10 protein-coding genes are annotated in these 17,021 nt (G+C 33.9%); 5 read left to right on the top strand and 5 right to left on the bottom strand.

What is annotated here, in order from left to right:
• The first annotated feature begins 50 nt into the window (after nucleotides 1-50).
• From FJOH_RS11880 to FJOH_RS11865, 4 genes are all read left to right on the top strand, one after another.
• Complete coding sequence (locus tag FJOH_RS11880) at nucleotides 51-2,480, top strand: TonB-dependent receptor (RefSeq protein WP_012024348.1); 2,430 nt, start codon at nucleotides 51-53, stop codon at nucleotides 2,478-2,480.
• Between the two features lie 138 nt (nucleotides 2,481-2,618).
• Nucleotides 2,619-3,344 (top strand): DUF4198 domain-containing protein, encoded by a 726-nt coding sequence (locus tag FJOH_RS11875; RefSeq protein ID WP_012024347.1) that lies wholly within the window; start codon nucleotides 2,619-2,621, stop codon nucleotides 3,342-3,344.
• A gap of 236 nt (nucleotides 3,345-3,580) precedes the next feature.
• A complete protein-coding gene (locus tag FJOH_RS11870; RefSeq protein ID WP_012024346.1) occupies nucleotides 3,581-5,809 on the top strand; it encodes a TonB-dependent siderophore receptor in 2,229 nt (742 codons plus the stop codon).
• A gap of 103 nt (nucleotides 5,810-5,912) precedes the next feature.
• Nucleotides 5,913-7,061, top strand: coding sequence for an APC family permease (locus FJOH_RS11865; RefSeq protein WP_012024345.1), 1,149 nt, complete (start codon nucleotides 5,913-5,915; stop codon nucleotides 7,059-7,061).
• A gap of 165 nt (nucleotides 7,062-7,226) precedes the next feature.
• Here FJOH_RS11865 and FJOH_RS11860 read toward each other — a convergent pair whose 3' ends face one another.
• Nucleotides 7,227-9,860, bottom strand: coding sequence for a valine--tRNA ligase (locus FJOH_RS11860; protein ID WP_012024344.1), 2,634 nt, complete (start codon nucleotides 9,858-9,860; stop codon nucleotides 7,227-7,229).
• Between the two features lie 288 nt (nucleotides 9,861-10,148).
• Between FJOH_RS11860 and FJOH_RS11855 the strand changes: the two genes are divergently transcribed.
• Nucleotides 10,149-10,529: a DUF1573 domain-containing protein gene (locus tag FJOH_RS11855; protein ID WP_044048295.1), complete on the top strand. Its 381-nt coding sequence runs from the start codon at nucleotides 10,149-10,151 to the stop codon at nucleotides 10,527-10,529.
• Between the two features lie 90 nt (nucleotides 10,530-10,619).
• Here FJOH_RS11855 and FJOH_RS11850 read toward each other — a convergent pair whose 3' ends face one another.
• From FJOH_RS11850 to FJOH_RS11835, 4 genes are all read right to left on the bottom strand, one after another.
• On the bottom strand, nucleotides 10,620-11,105 hold the full coding sequence (locus FJOH_RS11850; RefSeq protein WP_012024342.1) for a hypothetical protein: 486 nt from the start codon (nucleotides 11,103-11,105) through the stop codon (nucleotides 10,620-10,622).
• 144 nt (nucleotides 11,106-11,249) lie between these two features.
• A complete protein-coding gene (locus FJOH_RS11845; RefSeq protein ID WP_052295222.1) occupies nucleotides 11,250-13,379 on the bottom strand; it encodes an OmpA family protein in 2,130 nt (709 codons plus the stop codon).
• A gap of 10 nt (nucleotides 13,380-13,389) precedes the next feature.
• Nucleotides 13,390-14,316 carry a PorP/SprF family type IX secretion system membrane protein gene (locus tag FJOH_RS11840; protein WP_012024340.1) on the bottom strand — a complete coding sequence of 309 codons (927 nt, stop codon included), beginning with the start codon at nucleotides 14,314-14,316 and terminating at the stop codon, nucleotides 13,390-13,392.
• 34 nt (nucleotides 14,317-14,350) lie between these two features.
• Complete coding sequence (locus FJOH_RS11835; RefSeq protein ID WP_012024339.1) at nucleotides 14,351-16,966, bottom strand: gliding motility-associated C-terminal domain-containing protein; 2,616 nt, start codon at nucleotides 16,964-16,966, stop codon at nucleotides 14,351-14,353.
• Nucleotides 16,967-17,021: the final 55 nt, after the last annotated feature.

Genomic DNA, 17,021 nt, shown 5'->3' with positions numbered 1-17,021 from the left:
TTTTACCAATCTTACACATCCCCCGTAATCCACTTAAAAAGAAAAAAATCATGAATTATTTTAACCGCAGCATGAAGCGTTTTATGTACTTAACAGCACTGCTTTTTATTTTTACAAGCACTGTAAACGCTCAACAGACTGACGGAAAAATTAAAGGAAACATTACAACCTCTGATGGCGAACCTGCAATTGGCGTAAATATCATTCTAAAAAACTCAAAATACGGAACTGTTTCTGAAGAAGATGGTTCTTTTGAATTCAACCGAGTAAAACCAAATACTTATACTGTTCAGGTTTCATTATCAGGTTACGAAACTCTGGAACAAGATGTTACTGTTTCTGCAAGCGAAACATCGTCATTAAACTTACAGCTGAAAGTTTCAAATAAACAGTTAAAAGAAATTATTGTTACCAATTCCAGAGGCAAAGCATTTCCAAAACAAAGCAGCTTTGTATCAAAAATGCCTCTAAAAAACGTTGAAAATCCTCAGGTTTACAATATTGTTTCATCTGAATTAATGAAAGAACAGGTAATTACAAATTATGATGATGCTTTAAAAAATGTTCCGGGAATTCAAAAATTATGGCAGTCTACAGGACGTGGCGGTGATGGAGGTTCATTTTATTCATTACGTGGTTTTGAAGTTCAGGCCAATGTTGTAAACGGACTGCCTGGATTAACAAGAGGAAGTTTAGATCCGGCAAATATTGAACGTATCGAAGTCATCAAAGGACCATCTGGAACTTTATTTGGAAGCAGTTTAGTAAGCTACGGCGGTCTTATTAATACTGTTACTAAAAAACCATACAGCGGTTTTGGCGGTGAAGTTTCATATATAGCAGGAAGCTTTGGCTTAAACAGAGTTACTGCAGATGTTAATACACCGCTTGACGATAATGATAATGCAGCTTTTAGAATTAATGCGGCTTACCAGACAGAAAACAGTTTTCAGGACGCTGGGTATAGAACTTCAATTTTTGTTGCTCCTTCCCTTTCTTATAAAGTAAATGAGAAATTGTCTTTCTTGATTAATACTGAATTTATGGCTGAAGAAAAAGCAGCATCACCTATATTGTTTTTAGGCCAGTACTCAAAACTTCAGTATGCTGATTTAAATGATTTAAATTACAATACAAAATTATCTTTTTACAGCAACGATTTACCAATGAAAAATCCGAGATTTAATCTGCAGGCTCAGATGAATTACAAGATTTCTGACCAATGGACTTCGCAGACTATTCTTTCAAGAACTTCAACTAAATCAAAAGGATATTACTCTTACATGTCTGACAATGAAGACGGGAATAGAGATTTTGCTTTCTGGATCACAAAAGAAAATTCTCAAACTGCAACAACTGATATCCAGCAGAATTTTATTGGAGATTTCAAAATTGGAAAAATGAGAAATCGTCTTGTGGCCGGTTTAGATTATTTTGAAAGAAATTTAATGTTTGGAGGTTCAGGTTATGCACACCTTTATAACGTTACACCTCAGGGTGAAGTAAGACAGCTGGATCCAGCAAATTCTTACAATTTAAGCCAGACATCAGTAGATAAATTATTAGCTTCTGCACCGGGACCGGATTATAATTCCAAAGATGCAGCTTACAGCGCTTATGTTTCAGATGTTTTAAACATTACGCCTGCTTTGTTAGTAATGGCGAGTTTAAGAGTAGATTATTTTGATAATGAAGGAAATATCAAAAAAGATACAGATAATTATAATCAAACAGCACTTTCTCCAAAATTTGGAGTAGTTTATCAGCCAATTCAGGATCAATTATCTGTTTTTGCAAATTACATGAATGGTTTTAGAAATATTGCACCAGGATTGGTTTATGACGGAAGCGGAAATGTAATTGGAACAAAAACTTTTGAACCAGAACATGCTGATCAATTAGAAGCTGGTATTAAAGCTGATTTATTTTCAGATAAAGTAACTGCTGCCGCTAGTTATTATGATATTAATGTTGCTAATTTAGTTACCAGCAATCCAATGTATAGTTCACAAGGCGGTGAAGCAAGAAGTCAGGGATTTGAATTTGATTTGAATGCTGCAGTATCAAAAAATTTCAGCATTATTGCCGGATACAGCTACAATCAAAGTAAAATTACCAAAGGAGACATAAACAACGTTTGGTTAGATGAAGGAAAAAGACCTTTCTGGGCAGGGCCAAAAAACCTGGTAAATCTTTGGGCTACTTATAAATTTGATGAAGGTGCATTAGAAAACTTCGGACTTGGATTTGGTGGAAATTATGCCAGTGATAATGCTGTTTTAGACAGTGATGTTACAGGAAAATTTGTTCTTCCTGCTTACACTGTTATCAACGGATCTGTTTTCTATAACTCAAATAAATTCCGCGTAAGCTTAAATGTAAATAATATTACCAATAAAGATTACTTTAACGGAGGATGGTCTACAGTAAATCCGCAGAAACCAAGAAACGTTGCTGCTAGTTTTACTTATAAATTCTAAATAAGCTTAAAAATTTTAAAAGCCCCAAACCATATAATTATATGGTTTGGGGCTTTTTTTATTGTTTTATTTTTAATTATTCTAAATAAGACGTATGTTTGTGAAAAATATCATTTTAATAATTTTAAACCTGATCTTATGAAATCAAAAACTTTTAAATTAATAACATTTGCTTTTTTAATGTTTTTTACTGCACCTCAGCTTTTTGCACACGCACTTTGGATCGAAACTAAAGCAACAGGAACAAAAGGAAAAGCTCAGGAAATTTCTATTTACTTTGGCGAATTCTCAGATAATGATATTACAAAAGCAGATAAATGGTTCTCTGATTTAAAAGATTTCTCTTTGGTAGTAATTTCTCCTTCAAAAAAAGAAACAAAACTTACTTCTAAAGCTTTAGATAATAAATACCAGGCTTTCTTTACACCAACTGAAGACGGTGTTTACACAATTGTAATGCAGCACACAGTTAAAGATGTTTACGGTACAATGAAATTAGATTACAACTCAAGTGCAACGGTTGTTGTTGGAAACAAAGCATCTGGAAATAATATTACAGCAAACACTAATAAAATTGCTGTTTTCTCAGAAAATGCAGATACAGCAAAAAAAGATGCTAAAGTAACTGGAGTTGCTTCTTATGACGGAGCTATTGCTAAAGAGGCAAAAATCAAAGTTATCGCTCCAAATGGATGGGAAAAAGAATTATGGACAAACGATAAAGGAGAATTTTCTTTTACTCCAATCTGGTCTGGAAACTACATGGTAGAATATGCTCACACTGATAAATCAGCTGGTGAACATAACGGAAAAAAATATGATGAAATCTGGAAAATGGCTACTTACCAAATTGTGGTAAAGTAATCTTTTAAAACATATAATTAGATTTTCAATTAAAAAACCTTGCTTTCCGGCAAGGTTTTTTTTGCTTGAAATCCAACATTAATACAAAATTAAAATAGAATTAGAAAATTCTTAAGTGAATCTTAAGAAAAGACTAAGTAAGGTTTAAGGAAGAAAAGCACTTCTTAATTTCCTGTTAAAGAAGATGTGTATTTATATTTGCATTCGATAATTTTTATTGAATCTAAATAAATACCATGAAATATAATTTACTATTTGTCTTAGGATTATTAAGTTTCGTCTCTTACGGCCAGAGTTATTCAAATAATGAATCTGGAGCTTCTGTTACAGATACTGTAAAGGGCAAAAAAGGAGAAATATTAAACGAAGTAATTGTTACTAAAAACAAAGAGCCAAAACCGGTAACAGCAGTTCGCTCTGGATTAAAACCAATGGATAATCCGCAAACCATACAAGTTATTGGTTCTGAAGTTATCGAACAACAGCAGGCTATCAGATTAAGTGAAGTTCTTAAAAATGCCAACGGTGTTTATGTTGGTTCTGCGCGAGGCGGTGCTCAGGAATCTTTCTTTTCTAGAGGTTATGATTTATCTGCCAATAATATGTTTAAAAACGGATTCCGTTACAATTCTGGATCAATTCCTGATGTTTCTGGTTTAGACAAAGTAGAATTTCTAAAAGGAGGTTCTGCCCTATTATTTGGAAATGTTGCTCCGGGAGGAATCGTTAACCTGGTAACCAAAACTCCTCAATTTAAAAGTGGCGGCGAAGTATCGATGCAGATAGGAAGTTTTGCGTATTACAAACCTGCTTTTGATTTTTACGGTGGTTTAAGTAAATCAGTCGCTTTTAGAATTAATGGTTCTTACGAAAATTCAGAAAGCTTTAGAGATGTAGTAAAAAACGAACGTTTATACATTAACCCATCGCTGCTTTTTGTAATTAATCCTAAAACACAAATTACGCTTCAGGGAGATTATTTATCAGCAGACTGGACTCCTGATTTCGGAACAGGAATTATTGGAACAAAAATTCTAGATTTACCTCGTAATACTTTTTACGGATCACTTTGGTCAAATGGTACTACTAAATCTTCCAGCGCTTCTGTATTATTAAATCATGATTTTAATAAAAACTGGAAACTTAATTTCAATAGTTCTTTCCAAAATTACGATAGAGCTTCAAAATCTACAGCACAATTATCATCTGTTAAAGATAATGGAGAATGGACTAGACCATTGGTTCAAAACGAAAACCTGGAACAAATATTAGGAGATCAGATAAGTCTTCAGGGGAACTTTAACACTGGATCTGTAAAGCATCAGATATTTACAGGTGCTGACTGGGAAAACTCATTTGCAACAGCTTATACTTTTGCATTTGACCCTGCAAATTATGACACTATTAATCTTTTCAATTTTGATCCGTCAACGCAAAAAAATACTATTCCGGATGCCAGAACAACTCAAATTGCAAAAACAGAAACAAATCGTTTTGGGGTTTATTTTCAGGATTTGATTTCTATTACAGACAAATTCAAAGTATTGGCAGGTGTAAGATGGTCATGGCAGGAAGCTGAAGTTACGACTTACAAAGAAGTTTATGCCAATAAAGTGCAAAACGTTAAACCTGAAAATGCAGTTCAAACAGTTGGTGCTAAAAAATTAGACAACGCATTTTCTCCAAAATTTGGATTAATTTATCAGCCAAGAAAAGATATTTCTATCTTTGGAAGTTATTCTACTTCATTTACTCCAAACACGGGAACTACAGCTGATTTAAAACCAATTGAGCCATCTATTATTGATCAGTATGAAGCTGGTATTAAAACTGATTTCTTAGAAGGAATGCTAAGCACCAATGTTACAGTTTATCAAATCGTAAACAGCAATCTGGCGCAAACAGCTGAATTTAAAGCTGACGGAAGTTTAAACTCAGATACTAACGTAAAAGTATTAAGCGGAGAAACTAAAAGTAAAGGTATTGAAGTAGACGTTACTGCAAGACCAATTGAAGGACTTAGCATTATTGCTGGTTACAGTTACAATGATATGCGTTATACTAAAACATCTGGTTTAAACGGAAGTTTTATAGAAGGTGACCGTCTTGTTAGAACTCCTGCCAATACTGCAAATTTAAGTTTCTATTACCTAGTTCCTGAAGGTTTCTTTAAAGGAGTTTCTATAGGAGCGATTGGAAACTATATTGGTGACCGTTTTGGAGGCTGGAATGATCAATACAGCACAGATCTTGTCAAATATCCTGATGGTATCTACCACAGAGAAATACCTATTGATGGTTACACAACTATTGATGTTTCAGCTGGATATACATGGAGAAAATTCTCTATTCTTTGCAAACTATCAAACATTACAAACGAGTTAAATTATACTGTTCACGAAAACTACAGTGTAAACCCAATTGCTCCTCGCCAAGTTATGACAAGCCTGCGATACAAGTTCTAAAATATTGAATTAGAGTTTTGATTTTATCCCAAGATTTTCAGTTTCACTAGAAAATCTTGGGATTTTTATTTTAAGCTCAATTATAATTCAATTAACACTATTTTTGCCTGAAAATATCATCCTAAAAAACAAATTCAAGAAATGTCAGATTCTCCAAAAAATCAATGGCGGATCTTATAATTATATTAAAAGAGCTTTGGGTGATTATGCCGGATTTCTTTCAGGATGGTACGATTATATTGTAAATGCCATCCCTCCTGCTTTTTACTGTATTGTAATCAGCGAATACACCATTATTTTATTTCCGCAATTAGCACATTATTCTACCGTATTATCTATTTCTTTATTGGTTGCATTTGTATTATTGCATTTAAGCGGCGTAAAAAACGGAAGCGTCATTCAGCAGATTACCAGTTTCTTAAAAGTAATTTGCTTTGTAGCTTTGGTTACGGCTTGTTTTATGTATTCTGGAGTTGAAGTTCCGCCAATCAAAACAGATAATTCAATTTTTCAAATCGGACTTATTTTCGGATTCTTCAAATCTTTACAGCTTATTATTGGGACTTACAACGGCTGGAACGGTGTTTGTTTTTTTGCTGAAGAAAATGAAAATCCAAGCAAAAATATTCCGAAATCTTTGTACAGCGGCGTTCTGCTTGTTGTAGCCATTTATATTTTGGTAAATGCAGCTTTTTTTCACGTTCTCCCAATCGAAACTATAGCAAAATCGAATCTGGCTGCTGCCGATGTTGCAAAAATTCTTTTCGGTGACAGCGGAGCTAAAATCGTTACCATAATTTCTATTTTCTCCTTAATTAGTATTTTGAATGCGTTTATGATGATTCCGCCAAGAATTTTGTACGGATTAAGTCGTGACGGATTTTTTATCGAAAAAGGAACTCAAGTCAATAAAGGCGGAACACCAATTGTTGCGCTTTTGGTTTCATCATTTTTCAGTTTGTTTTTAATCTGCATTGGTTCTTTTGAAGTCTTATTTTCTTTTGCAGCTTTTATCTCGATAATCGTTTGGGGACTGGCCTATTATTCACTTTTAAAACTAAGAACTACAGAACCGGATCTACCAAGACCCTATCGTTCTTTTTGGTATCCGTGGACAACTATAATAGCGATTATATTTTCTATCGCATTACTTGCTGGATTCATTTACAGCGACCCTAAAAGCTTTATTATTATTGTTGGAATTGCAATTGTTTCTTATCCTTTGTTTTTGGTTTTGAAGAAACAAAAATAACATAATTTTGTCATTCCGAGGAACGAGGAATCACACATAAAACTCTGTACAGTGATTCTCCAATCTTTGTCGATTTCCGAGTGTGATTCCTCGTTCCTCGGAATGACAAAAACAAAAAAAGCTGTCCAACGTGGACAGCTTTTCTATTTTAAATCAATCTGATTCTTATTTCAAACCAGCTAAACTCTGCTCAATTGTAGCAATTTTTGCTAAAGCATCTGCTTGTTTTTGTTTTTCTAAGTTAAGGACTTTCTCTGGAGCTCCGTTTACGAATTTCTCATTTGAAAGTTTCGCTTCTACAGATTTCAAGAATCCTTTTGTGTAATTTAGTTCTTCTGTCAGTTTTGCAATTTCAGCCTCAACGTCGATGTTTCCTGTAATCGGAATGAAATATTCATTCGATTTTACACGGAAAGACAATGCCCCGTCTACTTTTTCTGAAACATATTCGAAAGCAGAAACGTTTCCTAATTTTGTTATAATTGAATCAAAATAAGTAGAAACATTTTCGCTGTTGATTCCTTTTAATTCGATCGCATCTTTAAACGGAATATTTTTGTCTTTTCTGATTGTTCTAATTCCAGAAATTACTTCAATTGAATTTTCAAAATCAGCAATTAATTTAGCATCAAATGGTTTTACTTCTGGCCAAGTCGAAACAATTAAAGCTTCTTCCGGAGTTCTTTCAGCAATTAACTGCCAGATTTCCTCTGTCAAGAATGGCATAAATGGGTGCAATAACTTCAAGTTGTTTTCTAACATTTCGATCGCTTTCGCAAAAGTTACGCTGTCAATTGGCTGTTGGTATGCAGGTTTAATCATTTCTAAGAACCAAGAACAGAAATCATCCCAAACCAATTTATAGATCGCCATCAATGAATCTGAAATTCTGTATTTCTCGAAATTATCTTCAATATCAACTAAAGTCTGCTGCAATTTAGCTTCATACCATTCGATTGCCACTTTTGATGATTCTGGCTGTGCGATAGTTTCTGAAACTTCCCATCCTTTAATCAATTTGAAAGCATTCCAGATTTTGTTTGAAAACGCTTTTCCCTGACTGCACAATTCCTCATCAAACATAATATCGTTTCCTGCAGAAGCACTTAAAAGCAATCCTACACGAACACCGTCTGCACTAAATTTATCGATCAAGTCTAAAGGATCAGGAGAGTTTCCTAATGATTTAGACATTTTACGACGTTTTTTATCACGAACCAAACCAGTCAAATATACATTTGTAAATGGTTTTTCGCCTGCATATTCGTAACCTGCAATAATCATTCTTGCAACCCAGAAAAATAAAATATCCGGACCTGTTACCAAGTCATTTGTTGGATAGTAATATTTAAAATCTGGACTTTCTGGATCCATAATTCCACCAAAAACTGACATTGGCCATAACCAAGATGAAAACCAAGTATCTAATGCATCAACATCTTGTTTTAAGTTGTCGGTTGTTAGTTGTTTGTTGTTGGTTTTAGCTTGTGCTAATTTTAATGCGTCTTCGATATTTTCAGCAACTACGAAATCTTCCTTTCCGTCTCCGTAATAGTATGCCGGAATTTGTTGTCCCCACCATAACTGACGAGAAATATTCCAGTCACGAATGTTGTTTAACCAATGCGCATACGTATTTTCGAAACGTTTTGGATGCAATTTAATTTCTCCTGTTTCTAAAACCGACTTAATTGCTGGTTTTACTAATTCTTCCATTTTCAAGAACCATTGGTCTGATAATCTTGGTTCGATTACCGCTTTTGTTCTTTCAGAAGTTCCTACTTTATTTAAGTGTGTTTCTGTTTTTGCTAAAGCGCCAATTTCTTCTAGTTCTTTTGCAATTTCTGTACGAACTACAAAACGGTCTTTTCCTTGATAATGTAATCCGAAACTATTTAAAGTTGCGTCTTCATTAAAAATATCAACGATTTCAAGATTGTGTTTTTCACCCAAAGTTTTATCGTTCATATCGTGAGCAGGCGTTACTTTTAAACATCCCGTTCCAAATTCAACATCTACATATTCATCTTCAATAATCGGAATTACTCTTCCGCAAATTGGAACGATTGCTTTTTTACCTTTTAAATGTGTAAAACGCTCGTCGTTTGGATTGATACAGATTGCCGTATCTCCAAAAATAGTTTCTGGACGTGTTGTTGCAATGGTCAAGAAATCTTCTGAACCTTCGATTTTATATTTTAAGAAAAATAATTTTCCTTGTTGTTCTTCATAAATTACCTCTTCGTCTGAAAGCGTAGTTTTTGCTTCCGGATCCCAGTTTACCATACGGTATCCTCTGTAGATTAATCCTTTGTTGTATAAATCTACAAACGATTTAATTACAGATGCAGACATATCTGGATCCATAGTAAATTTGGTGCGTTCCCAATCGCAGGAAGCTCCTAATTTCTTAAGCTGTTCTAAGATTGTTCCACCGTATTTATCGGTCCATTCCCAAGCATGTTTTAGGAATTCTTCACGGGTTAAATCGTTTTTATTGATTCCTTCTGCTTTTAATTTTGCTACTACTTTTGCTTCTGTAGCAATCGATGCGTGATCTGTTCCCGGAACCCAGCAAGCGTTGAATCCTTTTAGACGCGCTCTACGAATTAAAACATCCTGAATCGTATTATTCAACATATGTCCCATGTGAAGGACTCCAGTGACGTTTGGCGGCGGGATTACAATGGTGTACGGTGTTCTATGATCTGGTTCTGAATGAAAATAGTTGTTTTTCATCCAGTAATCATACCATTTACTCTCAATCGTCTTAGCGTCAAATTGTGCTGGAATTGTCATTTACTAGGGTTGTTTAATCGTTAATTTTGTTTAACCGTTATCGGTTTTGATCATCAAATTTCAAATTGATTTGTTTTCTTATTTCTGTTTAAAAAAATCATTTATAAATCAATCTCAACGATTAAACAAATAAACGATTAAACAGTTAAACAAAAAAACTGGTTCAATTTTTGTATTTATAACTGACAGCAAAAGTAAATAATTAAGTAGACTATAAAAAACGAATTAATAATTTGTGTGTTAATTAAAACAATGTATATTTACTTACAACTTAAAAACAATTTCAAAATGAAAAATGTTGCCTCTTTTATTGCTGTCGTATTGTTTAGCGCAATAGGTTATGCACAAAATGGCCCAAAGATTGAATTTGCAGCCCCGGACAATACGATTGATTATGGAAAAATTTCAAAGACTGATAATGGAGTACGCTCCTTTGAATTTACAAACACCGGCGATGCACCGCTTTTAATTGTTGGTGCGGAATCGACATTAAGTTCAATCGTTGTTACTAAACCTGCCGCAGCTATTATGCCGGGTAAAAAAGGAAAAATTGATGTAAAATACAACATGGCAAGTGGTCCAATTCGTAAAACAATTACGGTTGAAACCAATGCTGTCAATTATCCTGACGGGCGTGTAGCTCTAAAAATTAAAGGTGAAGTTTTATAAAAAAATAAAATCTAAAAATAGTAAAAGCCGTTTCTGAATTAGAAACGGCTTTTTTTATGATTATAAGTTAAACTTGGCAGGTTTAATATCTTATTTTTTGTCGGCACATTCTGCGCTGTCGAATTTATATTTTACACGATCAAAATCGATAGGTTTATCTTTTACTAAATAAGTAACTCCCATTGTAGTCTGCATGGTGCCGTTTCCTAAAATAAGCTGTTTATCTCGTTTTAAAAATGCCATTGGGTTTTTAAATGTTTTGTCTTTATTTACATTATCCTTAAAGGTGTAATCTATAAATAAGGTATCACCATGAAATTCTCCTGCAACTTCACCAGTTCTAACTGTAGAAGGAGCAACTTTCATAATCATATTACCGCTTAGTTTTCCGTTTTTTAAAGTATTCAGTTTTAAGGCAATTGTATCTTTTTCGTACACAGCTTGATAACACTCACTGCTCACAACTGTTTCTGCATCTGCTTTAGCTGCAGCTTCTTCTTTTTGTTTTTCGTCATTTTTACAGCTTTGAAATCCAATGCAGATTACTAGCAGACATGGTAAAACTAGATTTTTCATATTTGAACAATTTTTATTTCATGGTTATTCTATAAAATTAATAAAAAAGAACTCAAGAAAAAGATTTTTAAAAAATATTGATTACAAAATTAAACCCGACAGGTTTTTGAAACCTGTCGGGTTTATAATAGTATTTAAAAAGATCTATAAACTCTTAATCACAAATTCTGATCTTCGGTTTAATTCATGTTCTTCTTCAGAGCAGGCATCATCGGTTTTACATTTTATAATAGGAACTGATTCTCCGTAACCTTTTGCAGAAATCCTCTTAGCTTCAATTCCTGACTGGATTATAAATTCTCTGGTTGAATTAGCTCTTTTTTGAGATAAATCGGCATTGAATTTTTCATTTCCTCGTGAATCTGTGTGCGAGCCAATTTCGATTACCATTCCCGGATATTTTTTCATCAGCTCAACTACTCTGCCTAAAACCACTTTCGATTCTTTACGAATGTACCACAAATTATAGTCAAAATAAATAGGATCTGTTTTGATAATTAAACGGTCTTTATCTCTTATAACATCTTTTTCTTTCTCTAAAATTTCTTTTACTTTTTCATTCTTCCTAACCTCAGCAGCAGCGATTTCGGCTTCTTTGGCTTTTTTCTCTTTCTTTTTTAATTCAATAGCCGCAAGTTCTGTTTTCTTCTTATTTTCTTCTTCAATAATAATTTCCTGCTGCCTTTTCTTTTCGGCTTTTTCTTTTTCTTCTAATTTGATGACTTCTAAAGATTTTAATGCTAAAGAAGCATCATTGATCTTATCTCTCGTTTTATCTAAAGTTAAAGTTACAGACTCGTTTGTGTATTTCTCTTTAAAAGCCGAAACTTTATAAGATGTCTCACAAGCTGCTGTAAAACTAAATTTTCCATCGGCAGAAGTCGTAACAGTATTTAAGGTTTTATTTTCAGAATCCTGTAGAATTACGGTTGCACTTTCTAATGCCAGTTTAGTATCAATATCTGTAATAACCCCGGCAATAAACTGCTTACAGTCTTCTACAATTAGATCTTTGATTTCTTTAAATTGGTAAATATCGTCGTTCCCTTTTCCTCCTTCTCTATTGGATGCAAAATATCCTTCTTTGGTTTCTGAATTAATATTGAAAGCAAAATCATCTAAATTTGAATTTAAAGGCAAACCAATATTTACCGGCTTAGAATATTCGTTTCCGTTTATGTCAGAAACAAAAACATCTAAAGATCCGTACCCTAAATGTCCGTCTGAAGAAAAGTATAGTTTATTATCTGCAGAAGCAAAAGGAAATTGTTCTCTTTTATCTGTATTCACCAACGGCCCAAGGTTTTTTGGAGTATCAAATGCACCTTTATTAATATTTACAGAATAAATATCAAATGAACCGTAAGTTCCCGGCATATCTGAAGCAAAATACAACACTTTTTCATCGGCACTTAAAGCTGGATGTTCTACAGAATAATTTGGGCTGTTAAAAGGTAATGATGAAATATTAGTCCATTTTCCTTCTACCAATTCGGCTTTAAAAATCTGGAGGTTTGAAATCTTTTTATCATCTCTTTTTTTCGTTCCGTTTTTAGAATTGTTTCTGGTAAAGTACATTGTTTTGCCGTCTTTTGTAAAAACAGCATTTGATTCGTGCATTCCTGTTTTTAATTCTTTGGCAAAATAATGCACAATAGAATCTGCAGAATTGATGTTTTTGAGAGGGATTGTAACCAAATTTAAATACGTCGCATTATCCCATTTAAATTTTTTATCGAAAATTCCGGGTTTCAATTTAACGCCGGCAAAAACCAAATTACCTTTATATTCAACTGCTCCAAACTCTGAATTTGGTGTATTTATTGGCAGGTTTTTGATCTCGAATCGTTTACCAATTGCGGTTACATTTTCTAAAGTTTTAATGTCTTTTTCGAAATTGATAACATCTTCTGTATTTGAAGATTTTGCATAATATTCTTTTAAAACTTCATTTGCATCATCAAAACTATTGGTTGCTTTTAAAGTTTGAGCATATCTAAAATAGTATTCTCTGTCTAAATTGTTATTGTAGTTTTTTACTAAAAGTCGGTAATAACGCTGGGCTTTTACCAAATCATTGGTGTAAAAATACGAATCGGCTAAGTTTTTAATTACTTCCTGCGAAGGTCTGTCATCAGCCAGTTTTTGATACAAAAAGATTGCTTCGCTGTAGTAAGTTCTGTCAAAAAATTTCTTTGCTCTTATCAATTCCTGATCCTGAGCATTTATAAACTGTATTGAAAATACGAATATAATAACGAGTAGTTTTTTCATATTTTTCATTTTAAAAGAATCTTGGAGATTTATCAAACCCTTTTCCTAATAAATCAAGATCAAAGAGGAGCATAATTTCGTGAGTTCCTGAATTGAACTGACCAAAATTAGTAAGCGTATAATCGTAAGCATAACCTACTCTAAGCGAAGGAGTAACATTAATATTAAACAAAGCACTTACTGAATCATCTATTCTATATGCAGCTCCAAATTCAAATTTTTCATTATACAAAACATTTGCCGTAACGTCTAAAGTAATTGGAGCGCCTTTTACAAATTTTGACATAAAAGCAGGTTTAATTTTCCACATATTATTAACCTGAAAAACATATCCTGCGGTTAAAAAGGTATGTATTTCTTCGGCTCCAAAAGCATTAATTCCTGATTTTTCTTCAATGTATTTTGATTTCAATAAATTAGGAGCAGACAATCCTATGTAAAGATTGTCTCTAAAATAATAAGCTCCAACTCCAATGTTTGGCTTTGTTGCATTTATATTTTCTGAAAAAGCAAAATCAGTTTGCGGATCTGTAAAACGAAATCCGTTAAAATTACTTTGTATAGACGAAAAACCTGCTTTTAATCCAAGAGATAGTTTATTTTTCCCTCCCAGATTTAAAACGTATGCAAAATCAGCATAAATGTTATTTTCTTTTTTAGCACCGTCACCTATATCATCTGAAATAAAAGATAAACCTGCTTCTATTTTATCTGTAATGGCAGTATGTCCAAAAAAAGTGAATGTTTTAGGAGCACCAACAGCGCCTACCCATTGAGTTCTGTATAAGGCTCCAAAATTCATCATAGCCGGAACTCCTGTTGCGTATGCCGGGTTTACAACGCTCATATTATACATATAATGTGTATACTCGGGATCTTGCTGCGCAGAAACTGATAAGTAAAAGAGGAAATTTATAAGGAGTAGTATTTTTTTCATTTGAAAATTATATTAAATAATATAAAAAAGAGATTTATCGATTTAAATAAAGACGGCCTTGTTTTGGCGGTTTGTTATCTTTATTAAAATGCAATACATAAAAATAAACTCCATTTGGCGCAACACCGCCGGCAATACCGCTCTTTTCGTAATTCATTCCGTCCCAGGCGGGTTTATTTTTATCTCCTTTATACATTCCGTTTCCGTATCTATTAAAAATTTCAAGTGTATAATTTGGATATAGAAATTCAATATCTTTAATAACAAATGAATCATTTATACCGTCTCCATTTGGTGAAAACCCATCGGGAATAAAAAAGTCGTTCGGCACATTGTCACAATCTGTTAATGCAACAGTAACTTCAATATATTCTGAAGAAAAACAAGCCGAATTTGGAAAGTTAAATCCATAATATCTTCCCTGCTCAGTCAAACGAGTTGAAGCTGAAAGCAGATTGCCGTTATCAGGTGCATCATACCAGACTACTGTTGCAGGTATGTTGGTATTGTTTGACAAATCTCCAATAGTTGGATTAGTTAATCCGCAGAAATTCTGCCCGTCTGAATTTAGTACAGGAACGGGAGAATCGTTTATTGTAACCGGAACTTCTGCAGGTTCAGATGTACATCCAGCCACTGAAGTTTCTCTAACATAGTAATTCCCAGATTGTAAAACTGTTGTACCTGCAAGGGGCGTTGTCGCTGTTGCTGAATCGTACCATTTATACTGGTTTCCTTTTGGAGTTAAGTTTTCTACCGCTACTTCATCGACTTTACAAAATGACAATGGACTAACAGTTGGTTTTACCGGAATTGGATGTATTATAAAACTATCTAAAACGTTGTTTAGATTGACATCGCAATTGGTAATATTATTTTTCAAATTCAAAACCGATATAATTGTCGATCCTGTGTTTAAAAGCAAGCTGGCAGGTATTACAAAATCGGCTTTTCCGTTAGTGACAGACAGGGCAACAGATTCTAAAGTACTTAAATTACTATCCTGAAGCATATAAGATACTGTAACATCGGTCAATGTTCCTAATCCCGAAACTGTTACCGTAACCGGATCGTTTAAACAATAATCATTTACAACAACATTTACTGTTGCAGCATTGGGCAAAGGATTAATAATTAAGTCTCCTCTAATTGTGGCAGTATTTGTACAGCCTGTTGCTGTGTTTGTAATATTCGTAATAGTAATAGTTGATACACCGCTTTTTATATTTAAACTTCCCGGAACTATAAAAGTTGAAATGCCGCCCGCAACTGTAATGTTTGCCGTTTGGCCTAATGCCGAATTATCTCCGGTTATATTATATCGAATATTATAATTTCCGTCTCCTAAGCGTAAGGCATTGGTAAGATGTACTAATGCATTTTTATTTTGGCATGTGGGTTCCGGAGTTAAAACAGCTCCGTCTAAATAAGGCAGTGTATGAATTTCTAAATCTGTAGTTAAATTATTTATGATGTTACGGCAGGCTCCTTTACTATCTACAGCAACAATACCAGTAACGGTTACATGAAAAACTCCAACCTGTCTAAAGTAAGCAGAATTTACAGGAAAACTGAGTTTACCGTTTACAAAAAATGCTTTTATTGTTTCTGTTCCGCCATTTGGTCCGGACACGTTAAATGTAACGTTGTACTCATTATCTGGTATTGCTTCTGCTCCCTGCGTAATTGTTGCAGTATAGGTTGCAGTGTTTATTTCATCTTCGCAAATATTTTTCTCAATTTCAATTTTGGCTCCGGTAAAATCTAATCTTTTTTCGAGTGTGATTATCATCGTTGTTGTTTTATCCGGGCAATTATCATTGTCTGATAAAACAGTATAATTATAAGCATACTCGCCAGGTCCGTATGTTGCAAATACTTGTTTAAGATTAACAACCGGATTTGAAGGAGAGGTTATGCCTCTGCCGCTCCATCTTCCATCAGGGTCCTGACCAGATAATAAAGTACTGACATCAAAAGCAGTATAACCATCTAAATCAGTCGTGCCGCACAAAAGTAAATCTCGACCTGTTCCCGGTTGCGGCGCCCTGATAACAGTAAGTGTTATTGAAGTTGTTAAAGGTGCTGTATCGCATCCGGGAACAGGCGGTACAGTATAAGAATATTGAAAATTACCATTCATGTTGGTTATAGTAAGCAATGGAGGAATAACATTACCTGAACTATCTCTCCATGTTCCATTAGTATGCGGACTGATTACTGTACTATTAAATGCAGAAAACAAATTATAGGTGTTTTCATCACTGCATTTTGTTGCATATGGAGCTGGAAATCCTTCGAATGCACCAATTGTAACCAAAACTTTTGCCGTATTAGCAGCACATCCCGCGCCAGGAGCTGTATATGTATATTGATAGGTTCCCCCAGCCCTAATAGCTTGGGCATTTAAGATTCCTGTTGTAGTACTCAAACCTCTGGAACCATCATCATCAGACCATGTTCCGCCGGGTACAGGGCTTCCTCCTAAAAAAGAAAATAAAGAAACTGATCTATTCGCAATATTTTCGACGTCACAAATTGTGACAGAACCTTCATTACCAGCACATTGCGAATAAACTTTTGGAGATAAAACCGTTAAAAAAACAAAAAACAATAAAAATTGTAAGAAATTAATGTAGTTTTTGGCCATAAATTATTATTTTGGTTAAACATAATAAAATATGTGCTTACTTTCTAAAAAAACT

The organism is Flavobacterium johnsoniae UW101 (assembly GCF_000016645.1).
GTDB lineage: Bacteria > Bacteroidota > Bacteroidia > Flavobacteriales > Flavobacteriaceae > Flavobacterium > Flavobacterium johnsoniae.
Note: the sequence above shows the minus strand (reverse complement) of the source record. Positions and strands in the feature narration are given on the sequence as shown.